Consider the following 23,792-nt stretch of genomic DNA (forward strand, 5'->3'; position numbering starts at 1 on the left):
TCAAAGCTTGGATTAGTTATGCTGGATTACTGCCTTCACGGTAATGACATGCTCTTAAACTTTGTATATAGAAGTTATGACGATCTTAATTTTCTATACCTTTGTTAAAGGAGTGTTTGATTTCGTACTTTTTTAGAATTTGAGATTGTTTCTTAAATAGTTTTAAAAATTCTTTTTCAGAAACTTCTTGAGGATCTCCACTTTGGGTGATGTAGACAACTTTATTAAAGTATGACAAAAAAGACAAGTCGTAAACAACAATAGTTTCGAAATTATCTAGTTGTTCTATTTCTTCGCAATTGTGATATAAGTATTTGTAGTCTGTTTGGAATTTCAGAGAGTTATTTCCAGAAAGGAAAACTTTCTGGCGGTTTTGCGGAGCAATGAAAGGCATTAGAGTGGCAATAATTTTTTGGTCGTATAAATCCTGTAGTTTGTTTGGATATTTAAAATCATTATTGGCGTAGTATGCTTCAAAACCACTACGAATTTCATAAAGATTTCCCCAGGTAATCTCTAAGTATTTTGCATGAACTAATGGAAATATAACAGCAAAAATGACAATTAAAACAGCGGCTGATCTAATAATAATTGGTACAAATGCTTTCTTTGATTCCTTTATAGCAAATAGTAAATCAAGCCCTGGTAATGCGGCCACAAATCCCCAACCTTTGCTTTTTGAAAAGCCTAACCTACACAACCATGTTGTTGCGATTAAAAAAACAATTCCAAGTAAAATACATATCAATGTATAGTTTGTAATCATGGTTTTACTACCTTAAGAAAAATTTTTACGGCTTAAGCCTTCAATGACGATTGTGTCATTTTACTTTTTGACAATATACATCAAAACACAACTGTAACTTTATAATTGCGAATTGCAAAGTAAAAACATAGAACAAACCGAAATAAGAAAGGCTTTTAGTTGGGCGTTGGTATTTGTGTCTAAGACGTAGATATCGAAAAAGTGTTGGCCATTGAGGACAATGATAGCTATAGCAGGGTTGTAAAATTTTTTCTTGTTGCGCGCAAAAAACATATTATAATGAGCCAAAGAAAAAATTTAAGGTGGTGTGTATACAAGTACTTATGTTCCATATAAGTTTTTAATCTTAAAATATTTATATAAAAAAATTGTAAATACTTTTTGCATCACATTTAAACTATTGTTTAGCATAATAAAATTTTTTAGAAAGCGTAATCCCATGCCTTATATTCACAGTGTTAGCTGTGCATTTCCTCCTAATTATTACGACCAAGATACTCTAATAGATGCTTTAAAGTCTAAGTGGTCAGAAAAGTTTTTTAACCCAGAGCGCCTAGAGACTTTTCATCGGAATGTTCTTGTAGGAGGTCGTCACTTAGCCCTTCCTATTGAAGAATACGATACATTAGAAGGCTTTGGTGGACATAATGATGCTTGGATTCGAGTAGGGGTTGATGTTGCTGAGCGAGCAACTAATAATCTCTTAGAGCAAGCTAATATCTCTGCTGAGGATATTCAGTTATTGGTAAGTAATACTGTTACTGGTGTTTCTGTACCAAGTTTAGAAGCGCGCCTGATGAATAAAATACCTTTTTCACCTTATACAAAACGTTTGCCTATTTTAGGCTTAGGATGTTTAGCTGGAGTGGCAGGAATTAATCGCGTATGCGATTACTTAAAAGGGCATCCTAAAGAAGCTGCGATCTTTATCAGTGTTGAACTATGTTCTTTAACACTACAACGACAAGACCTTAGTATTCCGAATATTATATCTTCTGGATTATTTGGCGACGGTGGAGCTGCAGTGCTTCTTGTTGGAGATGAACATCCTTTAGCTCAAAATTCTCCATTTGAAGTATGTTCGTGGCGTTCTGTCTTTTTTCCAAATACAGAACGAATTATGGGTTGGGATATGGTTGATAGCGGTTTTAAGATTGTACTAAGTAGTAAGGTGCCTAATATCGTCTCAGATGAAATGCCGCAAGCGGTTGCTGATTTTTTAGAGAGTAGTAAAGCCAAAAGAGATGACATTGTTTTTTATGTGGCTCATCCTGGAGGACCTAAAGTTCTCAAAGCAATGGAAAAAGCACTAAATTTGAAACCTGACGATTTAAAGAGCAGTTGGGATTGTTTAGCAAAACACGGAAATATGAGTTCTGTATCTGTACTCTTTGTTTTGCAAGCGCTTCTCGATGATCTTCCACAAAAGAATTCGCTGGGATTGATGACGGCGATGGGGCCAGCATTCTGCTCTGAATTGGGGTTAATTAGATGTTGTTTACCGCAGTAAATTTATATATTGCACTGGTTATTATGGTCGCAATACAAAGACTATGGGAAATGCGCATTTCAGCGCGAAATGAAAAAAAATTAAAAGAAGAATACCGTGCAGTAGAAAAGTTTCCTAGGCATTTTATTTTTATGAAACTAGTTCATGCTTTATGGTTAGTTAGCTGTGTAGGTGAAGCTTTTTATCGTCAGATGCCACCGCAATGGTGGTGGATTGCTGTAGGGCTTATTTTGCTATTAGCAGGACAAATTCTGCGTATAGTTGCGATTCGAACATTAGATGGTCGCTGGACAGTTAAAATTATCGTAATTCCGGAATCTGTGCCAGTTGCAGGTGGAATATATCGTTATATTCGTCATCCAAATTATTTGGGCGTTATCATTGAAATAGTAGCTTTACCTGTGATTTTTGGGTGCTGGATCACTGCTATAGTGTTTAGTATAAGTAATGCTTTGGTTTTACTTATTCGTATTCGCGCGGAAGAGCAAGCCCTACAATCAGTGAGCGAATACAAAGAATCATTACCTGATCATCGTTTTATACCTGGTGAGTAATATGAAAATAGATATTTATAATGAAATTGTGCGCATTCTACAAGAACAGTGCGAAATAGAAACAACAAACATTGATAAAAATTTGGATTTGCAAAAAGATTTAGGCTTAGATAGTGTTGGTTTGCTTACCTTGGCAACAGAAATTGAGAACCATTGGGAACTATATTTAAATGAGACCCCTGAAGATCCTCCGCAAACAATTGAGGATCTTGTGAATTTAATTGATGTTCGATTGCAAGAAAAAATGGCTACGGAGTAATAAAATGGACGAGACGAAAATGGACAGTGTGACTCTAGATCAACTTTTTTCGCGAGCCGCAGATGCTCCAGAAGTCAAGGTACACTTTTGGAAAAATAAGAATAGTATTTCTTCTTTTAGCTATAAAGAGTTACAAGATAAAGCTCTCCTTGTTACAGGGAAATTACAAAAGCTTGGCGTTAAAAAAGGGGATCGTGTGGCGATTGTTTTACCAACAGATCCTACTTTTTACCATGCTTTTTTTGGAGTTATTTTTTCTGGTGCAATAGCTGCTGCGTTGTATCCACCGGTGCGTCTTGGACGTATGGATGAATGGAAAGAACGCACTGCCGCGATGTTAAAGTCCATTGGTTGTAAAGCAGTGATTACCGACAAAAAAATATTCAATCTTTTGGGAGAGCCTGTACGAGAAGCAAGTCCTGAATTGGGATGTTTTACGGTTGATGAATTGCAGAAAGATAACATTTCTGGAAACATGGCGAAGATGAGTTCGCGAGATCTGTGTATTATTCAGTTTAGTTCAGGGACAACTGGTTCACCTAAACCAGTTGCTTTATCACATCACAATATTATTCGTAATACTCATTCTATTTTAAGCACTTTGCCTGGAGATATTACGGAACACAGTGCAGTGAGTTGGCTGCCTTTATATCATGATATGGGTCTTGTGGGATGCTTATTTAGTACAATGATGGCCAAACGCGATCTGACGCTAATTCGTCCAGAACAGTTTATTGCGCGTCCTAAAATGTGGCTTGAAGCTCTAACAAAGCAAAAAGCTACTGTTTCTGTCGCTCCAAATTTTGCATTTGGTTTGTGTAATAGTCGCGTATCTGAAAAAGATATGGCAGAATTAGATCTTTCTCGTTGGAAAATTGCTTTGTGTGGTGCGGAAGCTGTACATCCAAATACACTCAAAAATTTTTCCAAAAAATTTGCAAGTGTTGGTTTTAAAGAGACTTCTCTTTCTCCTGTTTATGGGTTGGCAGAGGCAACACTTGCGGTTACCTTTTCTTCCTTAGAAGAAACTCCTATCTCTACAGTTTTTGATCGCGAACAGCTAGAAATTCATGACAAAGCGGTTCTTGCAGATGAAGGAATTACCTTAGCATCTGTTGGTCGCGCATTACCTGATACCGAGATAGAAATACGAAGTAGCTCTAATAAAAAAATAGATGACAATGCTATTGGTCGTGTGTGGGTGAAGAGCGATGGTATTATGGAAGAGTATTATTTAAATCCAGAAGCGACAGCAGAAATTATTCAAGATGGTTGGTTAGATACGGGAGACCAAGGTTTTATTCATGAAGATAATTTATATCTTTGCGGACGTTACAAAGATGCGATTATTATCCGCGGACGTAATTATAGCGCTGCTGACATTGAGCATGCCTTAGAAGAATTGCCCGGAGTACGCCAAGGATGTGCTGCTGCATTTAGCGATTATATCAAAGAAGAAGATGATAGCGAGAGCTTAGTTGTTCTTGTAGAATATCGTAAACAACAAGTTAACAATATGGATGAGTTGAAAAAGCAGATTGGTGAACGAATTCAATTGCAATGTAATTTAAAAGCGGCGGATATTGTACTTTTAGAACCAGGGACACTGCCAAGAACTTCATCGGGCAAAATAAGGCGAAATGCTGCGAAGATACAGTGGCGTCGAAACGAATTGTATAGTCCTGGTAAAGGTGGTTTAAAAACAGTTCTTAAAGAAAGTATTCAAGGAGTATGGCAGCATCGACAAGCGCAGCGCGAAAGAAAAGTTAAGAATGTCTAGAGTTCTTATTGTTGGTGGTGGTCCTGCTGGCTTGAGTGTTGCTATCACTTTAGCCCAAAAAAATGTAGCTTGTGTTGTTGTTGAAAAAAGTTGCTGGCCTCGAGATAAAGTTTGTGGTGAAGGATTAATGCCAACAGGCGTTCATTTTTTACAAAAATATAATATTGATAAGAACTTACCTGAAGATGGGTATTATCCTTTTGCTGGTATTCGTTACTTAGATGGTAATATTATTGCTCAGGCGCATTTTAAAAGCGGAGACGGATTTGGAATACGGCGTTTGCATTTGAGTAATGCTTTACTACAAACAGCGAGGGGTTTTTCGTGTGTTGAGATTCGCGAAAAAACTCAATTACAAAGTTTTTCTAGGGATGAGATAGGGATAGATGCTGTTTTATCTTGCGCTGGAAATTCGTTAAATGAAAGATTTTCGGTGATTATAGGAGCTGATGGGCTACGCTCGAAGGTGAAAAAAATTGCTGGTTTAGAAGGCCGTGCTCCAGGAAAACAAAAGAGGTGGGGAGGAAGGCAACATTTCGCTGTAACTCCTTGGTCTCCTTATGTTGAGATTCGTTGGAGAAAGGGTATTGAAGCTTACGTAACACCTTCAGGTGAAAATCGCGTAGAAATAGCCTTTTTATGGGAACGAGAAAAACTTAAACCTCGTAAGAAAGATTGGTTTGGTAGTTTGTTAGAGCTTTTTCCTGATCTTTACGAGAAAGTACGCGATTGTAAAGAGTTGAGTAAAGCACAAGGAATTGGACCACTTGCTGTAGGTTGTAGTTCGGCTGTAGATGATCGCATTATTCTAATTGGAGATGCGCAAGTATATCTCGATGGAATCACTGGCGAAGGAATTTCTATGGCTTTTGAGCAAGCGGAAATTGTAAGCGAAGAATTGCCACAATTACTTATAGATGACCGTTTACAAAAAAAAGACTTACAAGTTTTAGCGAAAAAATTTAAGAAACCAGTACGCCGTTATGTTTTACTAACACGCCTAGCACTGCTCTTAACAAGGTATCCTGTACTTCGACGCGGAGCAATGCGTTCTCTCTCTCGTTCTTCTACTTGTTTTCAACATTTTTTAGAAAGTAACATGGGCGCCAAGCCTTTGTGGTATTTTCCGTTGTTTTCTAGCTGGCAGCTATTATGGGGTCTTCTCGTTCCTAAACGCATTACAGATGTGTCCTCAAGTTTTATCAATGAAAAACGTGATTTGATAGGCCCAAATTATAAAGAAGATAAATGTCGACACACTTTAACGGATTCTAAAGCAATTTAGAGTAGTATAAGTGGATATATTTCGAAAGAAAAACAGACACAGTGAAATTTTATTGAATTTTGCAACATATTTTCGTATGATTATTTAGGATGTATCTCTGTTCAAATTTTTGATGAATTTTGAACAGGGATGCATTCTATAGAGAATCTGCTATTACCATTAGAAAGGTGGTTTTCATGACTGAGAAGAAAAAAGGTGCTCAGGTACCTGGTTTAAAACAAAAAGGCACAAACGACCTAAATGTTCATAAAAACGTAAGCGGACATGGAAAGGCTCCTGGACAAGTAGGACTTGCTGCTCCGCATAGCCTTGATGGAATTCGCAAACCAAGAGCTGAACAACGCGTAGACACAGGTAAGCGCGACTTTGGTGGTGTATCTGCTCCTAAAGTATCAGATCAAACTTATGATCTATACAATACGAAGAAAAAAGATAAGTAACAGCACGCTTAAATTGCCATGCTCAAGAGTATGGCAATTTTATTTGGAAAGAGCATTAAATGACTTCGGTATTTGGTAAAAAAATTCGCGAAGCTCGTAAGGGTCTGAAGTTGACTCTTGATGATGTGGCAAAAAAAATAAAAACCTCAAAAGGTTATCTCTCTGATATCGAAAATGGAAAAACAAATCCTCCCTCAGATAAATTAATTCGCAAACTATGCAAAGTTCTTAAAATGGATCGCAAAGTTTTGCTACGTTTATCACATATCGATAAAATTCCCGAAGATATAAAACAAGAATTACACATTTCTAAAATCATTACCCCTTCAAAATATTTGAAAGAAAAAGGCAATGAATTGTCCTCTATTCTCGAAGAAGAATACACCAAGCGAAAATCTATGCCCGAAGATTACATTCCTCTTATTCACAACTATGAAAAAATAGAGCAAGATTTTGAAGAGCATATTAAAAATGTTCAGGATTATGTTAGGTTCAAAATCTACAAAATATCTATTGTTTTTGCTTTGCATATATTTGACGAAATGATGGAACGAAAAGCATTGCCGTCTTTTTGTAAAGGAAATGTTGTTTTCTTTTCTGAAATAGAACATATTCATAAAAATGATTTTGTGTTTGTGATTCATCAAAATCAATCAGGTATGCAAAAAACATTTAGACAAGTTACTGAATCAAATAGAGGAAAAATATATCTGAAGGCATTAAATCCACGCTTTCGCAAAGAAACAATCATCTCGCGTAAAAATATAATCGGTATTTGGCGCGCTGTTGGGCGTTTGGAGTTATTTTGAATAAGTTATACAAGCGACTTAAGAAAAATAGGATGCGGATATTTGTGTACTTCCATTTTTTCATCGTGTATTATTTGATTATTTGTGCACATCAAAGTATATATGGACGCTTCTTTCATCTTCCTCAGTATTTGAATATATTTTTTGAACTATTTATTTTTGCGGAAAAAGTTTTTTTTACAATATGCGTTTTTAGTGTGCCTCTCTTCATTCTTCCGCCTTTTCTTTTTTGTGATGTAAAACAAACGATTTACGGATTTATTGCTCATGTTGTCTTAGTTGTTGTTCAGTTACGCGCTTTGGAAATTTTGCTTTGAACAAATAATAATGCCTGTAAAGATGTAGTGACATTCCAGAGGCTACTTGCGTGTAACAATAAAATTTCCGATGGCAATGACATCCATTTTCGTACGCAAGAAACAATCTAAAGCCTGCTGTGGTGTATTTACAATAGGTTCGTTTTCATTAAAAGAAGTATTGAGAACTAGTGGAACGCCTGTTTTTGTACGGAATTTATCAATGAGTTCGTAATATAAGGGATTTTCGTCTCTTGTCACGGTTTGAAGCCTTCCGCTTCCATCAATATGAGTAACAGCAGGAATTTGTTCGCGTTTGTCTTTTTTGATTTCAAAAACCATCATCATAAACGGAACTTCGTGGTCTTTTTCAAAATATTCTGCAACAAATTCGCGTAAAATAGAGGGAGCGAAGGGACGGAAAGATTCGCGGCGTTTAATTTTTGCATTGAGAATTTCTTGCATGTCACTGCGCCGTGGGTCTACGATAATACTGCGATTACCCAGGGCTCTTGGCCCCCATTCCATTTTTCCTTGAAACCAACCAATTACCTTGCCGTCAACGATATATCCTGCTACTTTTGATGTTAGTTCATCTGTGTTTTCGAGATGCAAACATGTAAATAATCCATCTTTGATTCCTTGCTGCAAATTTTGACTACCATTTATTGTTTGCTGAATTTGTTTTTCATTGTAACCTGGGCCAAGGCATGCACGGTTTTGTTTTGCAATACGTTTATTGTTCAACATTTTGTTATTTACATAATACGCTGCTCCAATTGCTCCTCCAGCATCGCCTGCCGCCGAGGGTATGTAAACGTTTTGGAAATTAGTTTGTGCGTGTATTTTTCCATTGGCAACGCTGTTCATTGCACACCCTCCAGCAAAAGCTAGATTTGTAAGTTGTGTGTTTTTTTGCAGGGTATTTAGTAAATGAAACAATGCTTCTTCGTACATTTTTTGCATGGAAGCTGCTATATTTTGATGATGTTTTGTAATGGATTCATTTTTCGTTCGAGGAGGACCAAGTAGTTTGGCTAATGACGGTGAATAAACTTTTTCAATAGTAGGTTCGCCGCCATCCCAAGACATTTTTCCACCACCTGAATGATGACAAAAATATTTTAAGTTTAGAGAAAATAACCCATTTTTTTGTAAACGAACTATTTTGCGCATTTCGGAAAGTAGGCTATCGTCTCCGTAGGAAGAAAGCCCCATAACTTTATATTCATCGCCGTATTTATTAAAACCGAGATATTGAGTGATCGCCAAATAAAAGAGTCCAAGAGAGTGTGGAAAAAAAACTTCACTGTGTATATTTATTTTGTTTTGGTGGGCTGTTCCAGTCATGGTGCTTGCAAAGTCGCCGAATCCATCAACGCTGCAAATGGCTGCTTCTGCCATTCCCGATAGAAAAAAGCTACTTGCCACATGAGCAAGATGGTGGTGTACATAGATAACTTTTGCGCGGCAATTTGGCCAGTGAGATAACAACACTTGATGGATATTACTTACTTTTTTTCTATTTTTTAAGCGATCAAGTACCAATGATGGTTTTGGTCGTTTCTTCATTGTAAATAGCACTTTGCGCCAAACATTTGCCTTCGGGTCGCGATTTATGGCGATGTAATCGACGTCTTTCATTTCGATATTACATTCCTGTAATGCAAACTCTATGGCTTTTAGCGGAAAACCGGCCCAGTGCTTTATACGAGAGAATCTTTCTTCTTCCACTGCTGCAATTAAACGACCGTCTTTTACAATACACGCTGCCGAATCTCCGTGATATGCATTGATACCCAAAATAAACATGTTAAAGTTCCTTACCACTTTGTTTGATTTCGTAAATTTTGGCATCGATCAAGAACCGATACCAAAATCCTTGTAAAAAATGAAAAATGAGTCCTGGCTTTCCATCTAAAAAACCTAAACGCACAAAATAGCGATATAAAAAATAGAACAATGGTCGTAAGAATAATGGAAATTTTCCATAGAATTTGCGTAGAAAACGCCGTTTTTCGATAGGATTTCCTGTTATTTTAGCAGCAATTTGTTTAGTATTTATTGCTGACAATTGTTCCTTTGCCTCAAGTGTGGCCCACTTATTGTGTCTTTCAATAAATTTGTGTAGAGAATCAGTAATAATATCGATCATATCTCCAGATACTTTGAGAGTCTTACCTTCTATAATAAAGTGTTGATCATAAAGGCGTTCCTCGCATTTTCCTTTGTGGCGACGAAAAATGATGGCGTGGTATACTGGATAATGCCCTCCGTGTTTGATCCATTTTCCCATAAAAATAGTGCGTCTACTAACTAAAAAACCTTGGATATCGTTAGCGATACCTTTTGCAAAGAAATGTACCATATTTTTTCTTAATTCAGGTGTTGCTCGGTGATCAGCATCTAAATTGATAATCCACTCTGTGGAAATAGGAAGATTATGAAAAGCCCAATTGCGTTGTTGTGAGTAATTATCAAAAGGATTTTGTACTATATTTTCAGTATAGTGTTTTGCAATACTAAGAGTGTTATCTGTAGAATATGAATCTACTACAAAAATATCCTCTACCCACTCAATTACACTTTCAATACAATCTTTTATGTTTTTTTCTTCGTTGTATGTCAGAATAATTGCGGAAATAGGTAATCTATTTTCTTTCACAAAGAATCTTTCTATATTGTTGTTCCATCAAGCTGGAAATTGCAGGCGCAGAATAAGAATTATTAACAAGATTGCGTCCTCTAGTTGCCGTTTGCGATGCTAGCTCTTTGTTATTCCACAAAACTTTTAGTTGTTGGAGAACGCTTGGCGAATTGATATCGCATATAAAACCTGCGTTATGTTGTTGTATATCAAGGTAAATTCCAACGCGATTAGAAATAATTATTGGTGTATTACACGCTAAAGCCTCGATTGCTACCATTCCAAAATTTTCAGAATAGGAAGGTAAGACAAAGCACAAAGCTTGTTGGTAGGCAGCAAGTTTTTTTTCTCCGGTGATTAGTCCTGTGAAAATAACTTGTTTCTCTATATTATGTTTGTCGAGAAGTTCATGTAAGTACTGCACGTAGTTGTTTTCATCTGGACCAGCTATAACTAAGAATATTTGCGAATGCTCTTTACAAAACTCTGCGTAGGCTGGCAATAATAAATCCAAGCCTTTTTTCCAGTTTATACGGCTTAAAAATAATATATATTTTGCCGATGAATCTCCAAGATAATTTAAAGAAAAATCGTAATTTGTGGTTGTAAAGTCTTTGAGGTCAATTCCATTTGCAATAACAAAATTTTTGGCTTTTAAACGTAAAAAATGCTGAACTTTTTGTTGCTCGTCTTGGGTTGTGAAGTGTAAAGCAGCACTTTTATTTAAACATGATTTTGCAATAAGGTGATAGTAAAGTTTTTTTATGTATCTTGATTTTTTTAGAAGAGTTTGCGCATATATTGTTCCACGTGGAGAAATCACATAAGGAACATTATGTACTCTACATGCAATACTTGCTGCGACAACAGGAAAATTCCAGACGGCGGTAATATGAATTAAATCGTAGTTTTTAACCATGCGCAGTAAATGATAAAACATACGCGGTGAAAATGTAAAGTGATGATAACCGTAATATTTACAGTACATTACTCGAACATTATCGATATTTTGCCATTTATATAAGGTAATGTCTTGATCTTTAAGCCCTGCATTTGAAGTGATTACATCGACATGAACACCTAGTTTTACTAAGTTTTTATTCAGTAAATGTACAGAGTGGATCGGACCACCGTATGAAAATGCGGGGTAATATGAAGGGCTTACATGTAGTATTCGCAACGATTTTTTTTTCATTATATTTTTTATTTACTAAAGGTATTTGTAATATATTTTGGCGATGTTTTTTCTCTTGTCATGGTTATCAAGCTAAAATCTCGCTTGCTGTACAAGTTTATATTCTTTTCTACAGTAAGTGATTGACAATTTAAGCAGTAGTAAACTGATAAGATACACATAAATGAAGTGCGATGTAGGGGCGGTCTCGTGCCGCCCGGCCTTCGCAAACAATTTAAAATTATTTAAGATTGTATTGATAGGCACAAAAAATGGCAATACGGGTGGCACAAAATTACCCTACATCGCACTGTTATAAATAAAACCTATTCTACAAATTCTTTTACTTAGTAAATACAGCATCAAATTAAATAAAGTATGTTTATTCCATTCCATATTTATCAAAAAGATAAATCAAGCTGGTAATAGTAGCACTACCTAGTTCTAATTCGCGCTTATTCACCGCTTCAAAAACATCTGTTTCGGCATGGTGATAATCGAAATATCTTTGTGAGTCTGGCTTAAAACCTACAAGAGTAGCGCGACCATCTTTTAAAACCCCTACATCTGCTGCCGATCGCCCAGGAAAAAAAGCATAGACATTATACTTGGCAAACAAAGGCTGCCACTGCAACATTTTTTCCATACGCGGCCAAGAAGTATCGATGCTAAAACCTCGTGGAGTGAATCCTCCAGAGTCACTTTCTACGGCCGCAACATGTAATTCTTTTTTTTCTTTAGCTACTTTCGCATACTCTGTGGCTCCGCGTAATCCATTTTCTTCATTCATAAACATAACTACACGTAAAGTTCTTTTTGGCTTTATTTTTAATACATTAAAAATGTGCATTACTTCTATTGCTTGAACACAGCCAGCTCCGTCGTCGTGTGCTCCTTCTGCCATATCCCATGAATCAAGGTGGCCACCGACAGCAATGATTTCATTGGGGAATTCACTTCCTTTGATTTCGCCAATAACATTGTAAGATTTGGCATCTGGAAAGGTTTTGCAGTGCATAGCATAATTTACAACGACACTTTCATGTTGTTTTAATAGTTTGCTTATAGTTTCAGCATCGTTTGTGCTTATTGCTGCCGATGGTATTTTGGTGATACCATCTTGGTAACGCATTGTTCCTGTGTGAGGATAATCGTCTAAGCGCAAGTTCATTGAGCGTACAAGGACTCCTACAGCTCCATATTTAGCTGCTTCTACTGCACCTCTGGTTCTTTGCCCTACCGCTTGAGAATAGGAAAGAAAAGCATTGATATTTGTTGCTTTCATTGGACGATTGAAAAACACAATTTTTCCGGTTATTTTATCTTTTCCAAGTTTAGCAAGGTCTTCGAATTGATGGACTTCTATGACTTCTGCCTGTATGCCATCTTTTCCAGTGGCAATGCTTCCTCCTAGAGCACATATGCGCAGGGGTTGATTTTTTATCTTACCTTGTTCGACAATATAAGCGGTCTCTTTTTCTCCGCGTTCCCAGTGAGGAACCATTACTTCTTGTAAGGTAACTTGCATCCCTAGTTTTTCAAGAACTTCTTTGGCCCATACGACTGCTTTTTCTGCTTGCATTGAACCACTAAGACGCGGTCCTATATTTTTACATAAGAAACGTAAATTTTCATAACACTGACCGTTTTCTAAGGCACCTTGGTATATTTTAGCGAACATTTTTTCGTCAGCAGATGGTTCGCTGTTTTTTGCATTTTGGGCAAATAAGGTACTTATTGAAAAAAAAATTACTACAAAAATTTTATACATATGATTCTTCCTATAAGAATTAAGATAGGGCGTATTTGAGCTTAGGACGCGTTGACACGCCCTACTTCAATAATGCGTACAATTAAGCTCGAAATAAATTTTCAATCACAACTACGCTGTGATATTATATTGATATCTATCTATATTTTCTACTGATCTTTTTTGCGAGTGCATTTAAAAATGTCAAATAGTTCTTTTATTCAAACTCCATTCTTAAAAATAGCAACAAAAATATACAATAGAGACCAACAGAAAAAACTTTTGGCTATTCATGGTTGGATGGATAATGCTGCCAGTTTTGATCGCTTATTACCTTTACTTGATGATTATCATAGTGTTGCTATCGATTTACCTGGACACGGACGATCTCAATATCGTTGTCTTGATGGTAATTACTCTTTTATTCATTGGCCAATAGATGTTGCTCACTGTATCGAAACACTTGGTTGGGAAGATCTTACTCTTGTTGGGCATTCCTTAGGAGCATCTATTGCTTGTTTTGTTGCTGCTCTTGTGCCATCTAAAGTCAAGCGTTTGTTCCTTATTGAAGGTATTGGTCCTTTGACCAAAGGTAGCGATGATCCTATTACTTCACTACAAAAACATATGCAAGATAATAGCAAATATCGCATAAAAAAAACCCCTACTTACAATAACTTGGAAATGCTAATTGAGAAAAGACGGAGTGTTGGGAATCTTCGTTATGAGGATGCTAAAATTTTAATAGAGGGGTCTTTGCGTCCAGTAGAGGGAGGTTATCAGTTGTCCACTGATGAACGTTTACGTACAGCTTCTCCTATTCGTCTTACAGAAGAACAAGTTCTCTCTGTCCTTTCAAAAATTAGGTGCCCTGTTGTCTTATTTAAAGCACAAAACGGACTTTCTTACAACGAAGAGCAAGTTGCTAAACGTTGTGAGATGATTGAGAACTTAGAAATCGTCGAAATACCTGGAAGTCACCACATGCATATGGAGTATCCACAAAAAATAGCAATATATATTTAGGTGAAATTTAGATGAAACGCAATATTAAAATTATTGTAGAATACGACGGTAGTGATTACTGTGGTTGGCAAGTACAACCACAAGTGTCCACAGTCCAAGACGAATTGAAGAAAGCTATTTTTAATATAACAAAAGAAAGTGTTACCCTTATTGGTTCAGGGCGTACAGATACAGGTGTTCATGCTAAAAATCAAGTGGCTCATTTCCACACAGAAAGTTCAATAAAAGCAGAAATTTTTGCCAAAGCAATTAATTCTCAATTGCCGCGCGACATCGTTGTAAAAAAATCAGAATCTGTCGCTCTTGATTTTCATTCACAGTATCAAGCAAGAGCAAAAGCATATAGCTACACTATATTTACGTCGAAACACCGCCCTGTTCTCCGCCGAAATTACGTGTACTGGTCAAGGCGCAATCTTGATATTGATTTAATGAGAGAAGGAGCATCTTATATTGTCGGAACATATGATTTCTCCTCTTTTGAAGCGGCAAAATCTCCACGTAATTCAAGTATAAGGACTATAAATAAAGTTGACATCGAAAAAGAAAATTGCTATATTACAACACTCTTAGAAGCAAATGGTTTCTTATATAAGATGGTTCGTAACATTATGGGAACCTTAATTGAAGTAGGCTATAAAAAATACAGCCCTTCAAAAATAAAAGATATATTAAGAGCTAAAAATCGTGACTTTGCGGGAGTAACAGCACCTTCCCATGGTCTATGTTTGGAATATGTTTTGTATTAAGGGGTTCGACATTTATCTTCCTTGTAATATGATTCTTTTAGGGAGTAGTTTTGTTACTTTTCAGTTGAATAGCATAACTATACACTTTCAAAATACCTTGCTACACCCTAAAACACATCGCATTATACAAAACCTAAATGTCAACACGCCCTAATTTGGAGATGGCAAATTATCTTCTAACACATACATAACTTTAGAAGATTTGTCAAGTTTACCATGAATAAAAGGATAGCCTTGATTTCAGATATCCATGGAAACTTAGAAGGATTTAACGCTGTACTTGAGGATATTAGTCGCCATAATGTCGACATGATTTATTGCCTCGGAGACGTTATCGGCTACGGACCTAATCCAGTTGAGTGTCTTGAAAAGGCTATTCAGTGCAGTGAATTTATACTAATGGGGAATCATGAGGAAGCCGTTTTAACAGGAGCTTTTGGATTTAATCCAACAGCAAAAGAAGCTGTTGATTGGACGCGGAGTCAACTAAAACCTTCGTGGCTCAGCCTAAAAAAGACAAAAAAACGTTGGGAAGTACTAAAGAATTTATCTTTATCTTACAGTGAAGATGATTATTTGTTCGTCCATGGATCTCCCCGAGACCCTACCATGGAATATATTTTAAAATCAGATACAGAAGATTTATTTGGGGAAGTCCCCGAAAAAATTCGCGAAATATTTGGACAGTTTAACAAAGCTTGTTTTGTTGGTCATACGCATACGCCTGGTATTATTACTGAAGATAGTAAGTGGTATAATATTGAGGATTTTGATGGAGTGTGGGAATGTAAACCAGGTGAGCGAGTTGTCTGTAATATCGGTTCCGTTGGACAGCCAAGAGATAAGGATAATCGTTCTTGTTATGTTGTCTTTGATGGAAAAGAAATTTGTTATCATCGCATTCCATATGATTTTAGAAAAACTCAAGAAAAAATCTTGAGAATAAAGCAGTTGGACAATCGCAATGCCGAAAGATTGGAATTTGGTAGTTAACGAGATTGTTTACCGTTGGACATCTAGAAAGGTAGTTATATTTTGAACAGTAATATAACAGTTAGAAACGGCGAAGTGAGCCAAGAAACCAAAGAATACATTCAAGATAAAATTCAAAAACTTGGTAAATATTCTGTACGTAGAGTAGAAACCATTGCTGAATTCGAAGGTACTAAAGACGTTCAAAGTCAGTATAAAATTGAAATTGTTGCTTCCCCTGAAAGAGGAGGTACAGTGGTTGGTACTGCAAGAGCAAGTGAATGGTTCGGCGCGGTTGATCAGGCTTTAGATAAAGCTGAAAGGCAATTGCGAAAAGCGAAAGAAAAAAGCAAAAGTCATCGTGTTAAAAGATATACTCCTGAGCCTCAGGATGATGGTGACGATGATATGATCATGCATTATTAATTGACTTTTTGAGTTCTTTTGTAGTTATGGATATAACGTGCAAGTTAATAGTTCCTTGGGAATATGGAGTCCATATTCGTCCTGCAACAAAAATAGTAAAACTATTGAAAAAATTTGACTCTGAAACATATTTTTCAATACACAACAAGAAATATAATGCAAAAAAAATGATGGAACTTCTTACAATGGAAGCTCACTGCGGACAAAAAATAGAATTTTTGGCTGTGGGTAGCGACGCAGAGGAAGTTGTTGAAAAATTAAAAGTGTTGTTTAATGAATATGATGAAGAAGAAAGTCAATTAGGTGCCTACTAGACGAAAAATGGAAATCCAAGGAGGAGTCGCAGTTACTCCTGGCATTACCGTGGGTAAAGCATTTATTTTAGATCGAGAACAACCGATAATAAAACAACAGTTTATACGCCAAGATAAAAAGTCTATCGAAAACGAAAAACAAAGATACTTAAAAGCGCAAGAAAAAGCTATAAAAGAACTCAAAAAAATTGAAAAACAAACTGCAGATACAAAAGATATATCTATCATTTTTTGTGGGCATCGTCTTATTTTAGAAGAAAGTCAACAAGAAATACTTCATAAAATAGAACACCATTTTTTCAAGGCAGAATATGCCGTCCACCACCTAATGCAAACATACCAGGATCATTTATCTTCTCGCGAAGGTGAGTTGTACTCAAGACGCCTTAGCGATTTAAAAGATATTGAAAATCGCTTATTAAAACACCTCACTTGTAGCAAGAATTATTCATATAAGTTATTGCGCAAGCCTATTGTTATAATTGCTAAAGAGTTAACTCCGTCGCAAACCGCTTTGTTGCCTTTAAACAAAATAGTTGGTATTATAACCAATACTGGAGGACAAACATCTCACACCGCAATTGTCGCTAGAACAAGAGGTATAAATGCTATTGTTGGGCTTGGTGAGGGAACTAATAGTATATTTGCTGATGACACTGTTATTTTGGATGGTTTTACTGGTAATGTCATAATAAGACCGACTCAGAAGACACTTGCTAAATATAAAAAATTACAGCAGAAACAAAAAAAAAGCGTTGCGTCGTTACAGAAAATTAAAGCTTTTGATACTGAAACAAAAGATAAGGAAAGCATTCACTTATTAGCCAATATTGAAAATCCTTCTGAAGTAGAAACTGCTCTAGCACAAGGAGCTAAAGGTGTTGGTTTGTATCGGACGGAATTTATTTATGTAAACCATAGTCATCCAAATGAAGAAACTCATTATAATGCTTATACTCAAGCCCTTCGCAAATTAGCTAATCGAACTCTTATAATTCGGACTCTCGATCTTGGTGCTGACAAAGATTTTGGTTTATTTCGTACGATAGAAGATAATCCTTTTTTGGGGTGTCGTTCTATTCGTTTGTGTTTCAAGTATGAGCATGTGTTTCGAGTGCAATTACGCGCTATTTTAAGAGCGTCCGTCCATGGTAATCTCTCTATTATGTTTCCGATGATTTCTTCTGTTGAGGATTTAAGAAAAGCATTTGATGTTTTACAAAGTGTAAAGAATGATTTACGTAAAGAAAATATAGATTTTGCACAAAATATTCCTGTTGGTATTATGATTGAAATACCATCGGCAGCTCTCACTTGCGATTTATTTGTTTCGGATGTCGATTTTTTTTGCATTGGTACTAATGACTTAGTTCAGTACACTTTAGCTGTTGACCGATGTAACGAAAATGTAGCTAGTTACTACAAATTCGCTCATCCAGCTGTGTTGAGATTAGTAAACCATGTAATTCAGACAGGGAATAAACATAGTGTTAAGGTAAGTATTTGCGGTGAAATATCAAAAGAAATGATTCTCGCGTTTATAGGTATGGGATTGAAGGAGTTTAGTTTATCTCCTTATTCCATACTAGAAGTTAAAAAAATGATTTGCGGAATGACTTTACAACAAGCACAAAGAATAGCTAAAAGGGTTTTACAATATACAAATCATGAAGATACTGTTAAATATTTGTGCAAAAAAGTTAAAGGCATAGAGAAAAACCAGGTTTTATTGTAAGGTTATTTTAGCGTGTAGCAACTATTTTAGAATAGTGCTAATTTTAGATATGTTTGTCTAATAGCCTTCTACTGAATCATCTGCAGGAACAGCAATAACAACTTGGCCGCCTTCACTCGGCTGAGGCACTATAATAATCACTTGGCAACTTGGACAGCGGACTTTTTGCCCAGCCATAGAATCAGGTAAGCTATATGTTTTACTTCCACAAGTGCACATAAAATGTACCGTCATATTTATTATTCCTCGAACTTTCAATCTTTTTAGTTAGATATCTCATTAAAATTAAAAAATTTTAGTGAGAGAATATTTAAAATACACCCCTATTTAAAGTTTACTGTATGTAATTCCCACTTAAATTGCACACACAAATAAATTTTTAATAGGGATGTTTTAGAGTGTGTCATCGGTTTGAAGAGTGTTGGAATTTAGAAAGAATCTAAAATTTGTACACCTTTTCGTTGTTTCAATTAGTTGAAAATAACGTTCCACTATACCGGCGACATCACTTATTAGTATATATTATTTTTATTAAAATAACGAGATAAATTTTATTTATCCCGTTATTCTTACGAAATTAGTAATTTATGTTCAAGCCAAAAGTTCCGACTATGTCAAATTCTTCGCCTTCACCTTCGCCGTTATTGTTATTATCACCTTCAAGGTTTTTGTCTTCTGCTGCGTTTCCTAGGAAATAAACGTCAACTCCTGCACTAACGTTCCAATCACCAAAGCGCTTAGGGATAAAAGTTAATGGCACAACTGCTTTCGCACCAACACTTACATAACCAAATGTTTCGCCATCGTTTTCGTCATCAACGTATGCATTGTTGTTTGCACCAAAACCAACGGTTACAGGAAGAGATAGTAACAAGTTAGAACCTTCTGCTATTTCTATAGCGATAGTAGGCTCAATACCTGTTAATATAAATGCACTTTCATCACCTTCGTTGTCAGCATTTGGATTACCATCTTGTAGTTCATATGCAAATAACATCCATGGATTGATTGAAAAATTTCCACCTAGTATTGCACCGTCGTTTATGCGAACTTCTACAGAAATTTCATGACGATCATCTACGCGATCTTGGTTTATACCAGCGTCAGAGTCGTTTGGAAATGTGTAGACTGTGTAACGAGTAGTAACTGTCAATAGATCATATAAATCTAAAGCCATTCCACCAATAAGTCTTAATTCATTAAGTCCTTCAGGGTCGTTTGCTACTTGGTTAGTGATGTCTTCACCGTGGATACTTGCCCAAACACCACCAAATAAAGTAACTTCAACATCACAACCGCTTACGACGTGAAAATTAATCTGTGCGTATGGTTGAATAATGTATCCATCATCTTCTACAAGAATACCGCGGAAAAAATACTTTGTAACATAGTCAACGCCTGCATCTACGGAAATATCACCTTGATTGTATACAATTTCAGAAGAAACCTCTTCTGCACAGATGAAAGTAGATAGCATTAGAATCAAAACTAAAGAAAATGTCGCTACTTTTTTCATGATAATACTTTCTAAAATATACAAACCTTAATAGTCTGTAGTAAAATAATTTTTTATAAAACATTATCCCTTATTCTTATTTCACTACATCTTTAAGATGTTTTTATACGAATTTTTTACTAAGATGTTAAACATCTTTTACAATTTAATTCAATTTTGTAGCTCTAAACGCGTATCATTCATTGAGTATTTAGATGGTTTTGAGCTTTAGTGTGTTTGCCACATAAAATACTAAAACACAAAATTAACTACCTACTGCAAAGACAATAAATGAAACGCTGAAAATACGGTGTAGATTTTTACACTTGTGTTACTTGGAGTTATTGTAGCTAATCACTAGTTATTGTTCAAGTGACTTCCATAAAAATTATTATTTAGTTCTTAGAGCCTGCTACGATACGAAATTAACATTGTCTGTAGATTTACAGACTTGCGGCATGCCTTAATTTTTTGAAAAAAGAATTAGTTCTTGCTCTAACAAGTCGCGTTTGATCATTTTCTCGCGTAGTAATACTTCATAAAAATCAATATGATGTCTGTCTTGTTTAGATAAAATTTCCAATACCTGTTCTTTGCGTAAGAAGCCCATTTGTACGGCAAGTTGCCCAAAAGATTTTTTAATACGACGTTGTACCTTTAAAATCTTTGCCACTTGGTCAGGAAGTAACCATCCTTCACTAATAGCTAACTCTCCAAATTTAGAGTTAACTGTTAGATATATTTCAAGAGCTGATTTAATTTGACCGCTTGTTAAAACTCCCTTTTGAACAAGATATTCGCTAAAAGATTTTTTAATTTTTTGTTCTAAGAACTCAATATTTTTCTGCAATAAATTATTTGCCGAATTTTTGCGCGCAGTTTTTCTACGTCGTATAGCTGTTTGCTCACTTGTTATTTCTCTTGCACGCCTACGTGTTTTTTGTAAAGACTCTTTTCTCCACCCTATAGTTTCTTTTATTTTACTGGATTCCGATGTTTCATCGCGGTTTATAATATTTTGTACGTTGCCTACTATTCGCTGTGTGAGCCGCGATGTTTTTGAAAATACCTTTTTTTCGATAGGCTTATCTAAATATATTCTCTCAGCACTTTTTTCATCGGCGTATATTAACGGCTTTTCATCTAAGAGACAGTGAATGTCACATAGAATTTCGTCATAACTTTGATAACGATTAAGAGGATCTTTTTGGATCATTTTTGCGATAATAAAAGAACTTTTGTACGAAAGGCTGGGAACGCATTCTATCGGATCAACCGTTTTTTCATATTTATGCTTATAAAGAACATCAATTACAGTATTTGCAGTGAATAGTAAATTACCGGTGATCGTTTTGTAGAGAGTCGCTCCTAGAGAATAAATATCTGAACGATGATCAACAATTCCTCCTGAGGCTTGTTCAATGCTCATATAACTTGGAGTTCCAAGTATGAGTCCTGCTTGAGTTATTTCGTGATCGTCTTGCCTCTTTGAAAGACCAAAGTCAGTGACCTTGGCTTGATTTTCCGTAATGAGTATATTCGCTGGTTTTATATCTCTGTGGATAATATCTTTTACTAAGGCTGACTTTAAAGCATCAGCTATTTGTAAAGCAATTAACCAGGTATCTTCTTCAGCAAAAGGTTCTCTTTCGATTATATCTTCTAAAGGATGTCCTGAAACATACTCCATAGCAATATAGCAAAAAGCCTCTTTATTACCTATGGCGTAGATATTGACTATATTTGGATGTTGTATAGAAGCTGCAATTCTCGCTTCACGCAAAAAACGCCCTATAGAATCATCTGCTTCTAAACTATTTGATCGACGAAGAATTTTTAGTGCAACATCTCTTTGCAGAGAATTTTGCCTGGCAAGATAAACTTCGGCCATATTTCCTCTACCAATCAATTCGGTTACAGTATAATCATCGAAGGTACTGCCTACGATAGATGTTTTCACTGCACATTCCTTTTTTTTGTAAATAGACTTCATAAATGACCTATTTTATTTGAAAAAATTGAATCAAACTTGCAAGAGCTTGGGCATCATTGTTGATCTTATTCGAAGTAATCTTTAACTCACTAATTACACTTAGATTATGTTGTGTAAATGCATCCATTTCAACAACAGTAGTTGAAATTTGTTTGATTGTTTGTGCCAATTCTTTACTTGAAGAAGCAATTTCTGTTATGTTTTCAATTACACTAGTGATTGCTTCTACTCCTTGGTGAATTTGTTGAATATTATCATGAATGGACTTGCTTACTTCATTAGACTGCATTTCTGTTCGTTTAGATAGTAGTCTCATTTCATCAGCTACAACTTCAAAACCTTTTCCTACATCACCTACGTGTGCGGATTCTATCGCGGCATTTATCGCTAGTAGATTTGTTTCAAAAGCGATGTCATCAATAATTTTTAATACCTCTGACATTTTGTTACTTGTTTGTGAAAGTTCATCCATTGTTTTTTTTATACTTTGCACTTGTGTCTCTACTTTTTGGGTTGTTGCAGTGGCTTCATCTAGCATCTTGCTTGTGGTAGAGATTTTTTGCCGAAATTGATTTACAGTAGTCGCTTCTTTTTCGGCATGTGTGAAAATATTTTCACCTTCTATATGTGCTTTTTGTACTGATTTTTGTAAATTGTTGCAAATAAGATCGCTTTTTTCTGCAAAATTATATAGGTTATCAACGAATTTATTGATTGTATTACCTAATTTTCCGACTTCGCCTTTCGTAGAAATGGGAATTTTACTTTTTAAGTCTCCCTGTGATAAGCGCGTCACTGTTTCATTCACATGATATAAAGAAACTGTGGATTCTGCCGCAAAAATATAAGTGATAATAATGACAAGTATACATAAACCAAAACAAATTGCTGCTGCTGAGAAGTTGGTGTTTTTTTCTGAGATAAGCATTTCATTTTCGGAAATCGCGACAACTATTTTCCACGAATTTAATGATTCGTAGAACATATATGTCAGTAGATTTGTTTCCGGATCTACTAACTTTACATTACCATTTGCTTCTTTTATTATTTTCTCTAACGAAGGCCTTTTATTTTGTTTTGCGTAGGAGGCTATTGTTTGCGATTGTTCAACTAAATTTGCGTTGGGGTGAACGATATAGCGATTTTTATTGTCTACGAGAAATGTATATCCTGCATCATATTCGTTAGCTTCTTCGACTACATTGGCAAGTAGATCAAAAGATATATCGATGCCAATAATTCCTATGAAATTATCGTCTTTTACCATCGGTACAATTAAGGAAACGAGCGACGCATTTCTTTGTACGACCGAATATGCCATTTGGAATTTCTTTGTTATCTTACTCTTGCGATACCAATCACTTTTGTGTATGTCGTTTGGCTTATCTAATTTGATGTTGTTGTCAGCAAGTCGATTCCAGTAGTAAGTGGTTGGTTTATCTTCTTTAGAAAACTCAAAGCAACAAAAAACAGCTGATAAATGAATATTTTCTCTTAGAAGTTCTTCGATAATATTGTTTATTTTTTCGCGGCTATCACTATGGTGGTGCTTCATAAAGGTCGCAAATCCATGAACCAATGTGTTATTTTTTTCTAAAAAAGTTGATATTTTTTGTGCATAGCGTTTTGCTATTTGTCCTCCACTGTGTAGTGCTGTTTGTCTTTGTTGGTTAGTAACTTGCGAAACTATTAGTAGTGTAGCAATTACTATACTACTGATGATAAAAACATTCATGAGTAATAATTTTTTAAATTGTCTCATAGCAAAGCCTTTGTGAACAGTTTTGTCACTAAAAAATACAAAATTAGGTT

General features: G+C 35.7%; 22 protein-coding genes. 13 read left to right on the forward strand and 9 right to left on the reverse strand.

What is annotated here, in order from left to right; genetic code table 11:
- Positions 1-85 precede the first annotated feature (85 nt).
- The gene (locus tag UABHE_RS01845) at positions 86-766 is read right to left on the reverse strand and encodes a hypothetical protein (protein ID WP_372368469.1); all 681 of its coding nucleotides are present in this window, start codon (positions 764-766) and stop codon (positions 86-88) included.
- 439 nt (positions 767-1,205) lie between these two features.
- Here UABHE_RS01845 and UABHE_RS01850 point away from each other — a divergent pair, with 439 nt between their 5' ends.
- From UABHE_RS01850 to UABHE_RS01880, 7 genes are all read left to right on the forward strand, one after another.
- Complete coding sequence (locus UABHE_RS01850; RefSeq protein ID WP_372368470.1) at positions 1,206-2,276, forward strand: type III polyketide synthase; 1,071 nt, start codon at positions 1,206-1,208, stop codon at positions 2,274-2,276.
- Positions 2,258-2,830 (forward strand): isoprenylcysteine carboxyl methyltransferase family protein, encoded by a 573-nt coding sequence (locus tag UABHE_RS01855; RefSeq protein WP_372368471.1) that lies wholly within the window; start codon positions 2,258-2,260, stop codon positions 2,828-2,830. Before UABHE_RS01850 ends, UABHE_RS01855 begins: the two co-directional genes overlap by 19 nt.
- A gap of 1 nt (position 2,831) precedes the next feature.
- Entirely contained in the window at positions 2,832-3,089 is a 258-nt protein-coding gene (locus tag UABHE_RS01860) for an acyl carrier protein (protein WP_372368472.1), read from the forward strand.
- Between the two features lie 4 nt (positions 3,090-3,093).
- Positions 3,094-4,869 carry a fatty acyl-AMP ligase gene (locus tag UABHE_RS01865; RefSeq protein WP_372368474.1) on the forward strand — a complete coding sequence of 592 codons (1,776 nt, stop codon included), beginning with the start codon at positions 3,094-3,096 and terminating at the stop codon, positions 4,867-4,869.
- Positions 4,862-6,154, forward strand: a complete 1,293-nt coding sequence (locus UABHE_RS01870; protein ID WP_372368475.1) for an NAD(P)/FAD-dependent oxidoreductase — start codon at positions 4,862-4,864, stop codon at positions 6,152-6,154. Before UABHE_RS01865 ends, UABHE_RS01870 begins: the two co-directional genes overlap by 8 nt.
- Positions 6,155-6,330: 176 nt before the next feature.
- The gene (locus UABHE_RS01875) at positions 6,331-6,594 is read left to right on the forward strand and encodes a hypothetical protein (protein WP_372368476.1); all 264 of its coding nucleotides are present in this window, start codon (positions 6,331-6,333) and stop codon (positions 6,592-6,594) included.
- A 59-nt stretch (positions 6,595-6,653) separates the two neighbouring features.
- Complete coding sequence (locus UABHE_RS01880; protein ID WP_372368478.1) at positions 6,654-7,403, forward strand: helix-turn-helix domain-containing protein; 750 nt, start codon at positions 6,654-6,656, stop codon at positions 7,401-7,403.
- A gap of 359 nt (positions 7,404-7,762) precedes the next feature.
- On the opposite strand, the gene UABHE_RS01885 is transcribed toward UABHE_RS01880, so the two are convergent.
- The 4 genes from UABHE_RS01885 to UABHE_RS01900 form a co-directional block, all read right to left on the reverse strand.
- Positions 7,763-9,511 (reverse strand): carbamoyltransferase, encoded by a 1,749-nt coding sequence (locus UABHE_RS01885; RefSeq protein WP_372368479.1) that lies wholly within the window; start codon positions 9,509-9,511, stop codon positions 7,763-7,765.
- 1 nt (position 9,512) lies between these two features.
- Positions 9,513-10,364, reverse strand: coding sequence for a glycosyltransferase family 2 protein (locus tag UABHE_RS01890; RefSeq protein WP_372368481.1), 852 nt, complete (start codon positions 10,362-10,364; stop codon positions 9,513-9,515).
- Complete coding sequence (locus UABHE_RS01895) at positions 10,351-11,541, reverse strand: glycosyltransferase (RefSeq protein ID WP_372368483.1); 1,191 nt, start codon at positions 11,539-11,541, stop codon at positions 10,351-10,353. Before UABHE_RS01895 ends, UABHE_RS01890 begins: the two co-directional genes overlap by 14 nt.
- A 361-nt stretch (positions 11,542-11,902) precedes the next feature.
- Positions 11,903-13,291, reverse strand: a complete 1,389-nt coding sequence (locus tag UABHE_RS01900) for a M28 family peptidase (protein WP_372368484.1) — start codon at positions 13,289-13,291, stop codon at positions 11,903-11,905.
- A 180-nt stretch (positions 13,292-13,471) separates the two neighbouring features.
- Between UABHE_RS01900 and UABHE_RS01905 the strand changes: the two genes are divergently transcribed.
- From UABHE_RS01905 to ptsP, 6 genes are all read left to right on the forward strand, one after another.
- Positions 13,472-14,296 carry an alpha/beta fold hydrolase gene (locus UABHE_RS01905; protein ID WP_372368485.1) on the forward strand — a complete coding sequence of 275 codons (825 nt, stop codon included), beginning with the start codon at positions 13,472-13,474 and terminating at the stop codon, positions 14,294-14,296.
- Positions 14,297-14,307: 11 nt separating this feature from the next.
- Positions 14,308-15,045 carry a tRNA pseudouridine(38-40) synthase TruA gene (gene truA, locus UABHE_RS01910; RefSeq protein WP_372368486.1) on the forward strand — a complete coding sequence of 246 codons (738 nt, stop codon included), beginning with the start codon at positions 14,308-14,310 and terminating at the stop codon, positions 15,043-15,045.
- A 216-nt stretch (positions 15,046-15,261) separates the two neighbouring features.
- Positions 15,262-16,038 (forward strand): metallophosphoesterase, encoded by a 777-nt coding sequence (locus UABHE_RS01915; RefSeq protein WP_372368487.1) that lies wholly within the window; start codon positions 15,262-15,264, stop codon positions 16,036-16,038.
- Between the two features lie 42 nt (positions 16,039-16,080).
- The gene (hpf, locus tag UABHE_RS01920; protein ID WP_372368488.1) at positions 16,081-16,443 is read left to right on the forward strand and encodes a ribosome hibernation-promoting factor, HPF/YfiA family; all 363 of its coding nucleotides are present in this window, start codon (positions 16,081-16,083) and stop codon (positions 16,441-16,443) included.
- Between the two features lie 26 nt (positions 16,444-16,469).
- A complete protein-coding gene (locus UABHE_RS01925; RefSeq protein ID WP_372368489.1) occupies positions 16,470-16,757 on the forward strand; it encodes an HPr family phosphocarrier protein in 288 nt (95 codons plus the stop codon).
- 7 nt (positions 16,758-16,764) lie between these two features.
- Positions 16,765-18,492 carry a phosphoenolpyruvate--protein phosphotransferase gene (ptsP, locus tag UABHE_RS01930; RefSeq protein ID WP_372368490.1) on the forward strand — a complete coding sequence of 576 codons (1,728 nt, stop codon included), beginning with the start codon at positions 16,765-16,767 and terminating at the stop codon, positions 18,490-18,492.
- A 57-nt stretch (positions 18,493-18,549) separates the two neighbouring features.
- On the opposite strand, the gene UABHE_RS01935 is transcribed toward ptsP, so the two are convergent.
- The 4 genes from UABHE_RS01935 to UABHE_RS01950 form a co-directional block, all read right to left on the reverse strand.
- Positions 18,550-18,726: a hypothetical protein gene (locus tag UABHE_RS01935; RefSeq protein ID WP_372368491.1), complete on the reverse strand. Its 177-nt coding sequence runs from the start codon at positions 18,724-18,726 to the stop codon at positions 18,550-18,552.
- 343 nt (positions 18,727-19,069) lie between these two features.
- A complete protein-coding gene (locus tag UABHE_RS01940; protein WP_372368493.1) occupies positions 19,070-20,008 on the reverse strand; it encodes a hypothetical protein in 939 nt (312 codons plus the stop codon).
- Positions 20,009-20,450: 442 nt separating this feature from the next.
- A complete protein-coding gene (locus UABHE_RS01945) occupies positions 20,451-21,947 on the reverse strand; it encodes a serine/threonine protein kinase (RefSeq protein WP_372368494.1) in 1,497 nt (498 codons plus the stop codon).
- Positions 21,948-21,987: 40 nt separating this feature from the next.
- Positions 21,988-23,742 (reverse strand): methyl-accepting chemotaxis protein, encoded by a 1,755-nt coding sequence (locus tag UABHE_RS01950; RefSeq protein ID WP_372368496.1) that lies wholly within the window; start codon positions 23,740-23,742, stop codon positions 21,988-21,990.
- Positions 23,743-23,792: the final 50 nt, after the last annotated feature.

This window comes from Candidatus Uabimicrobium helgolandensis, from assembly GCF_041508025.1.
GTDB lineage: Bacteria > Planctomycetota > Uabimicrobiia > Uabimicrobiales > Uabimicrobiaceae > Uabimicrobium > Uabimicrobium helgolandensis.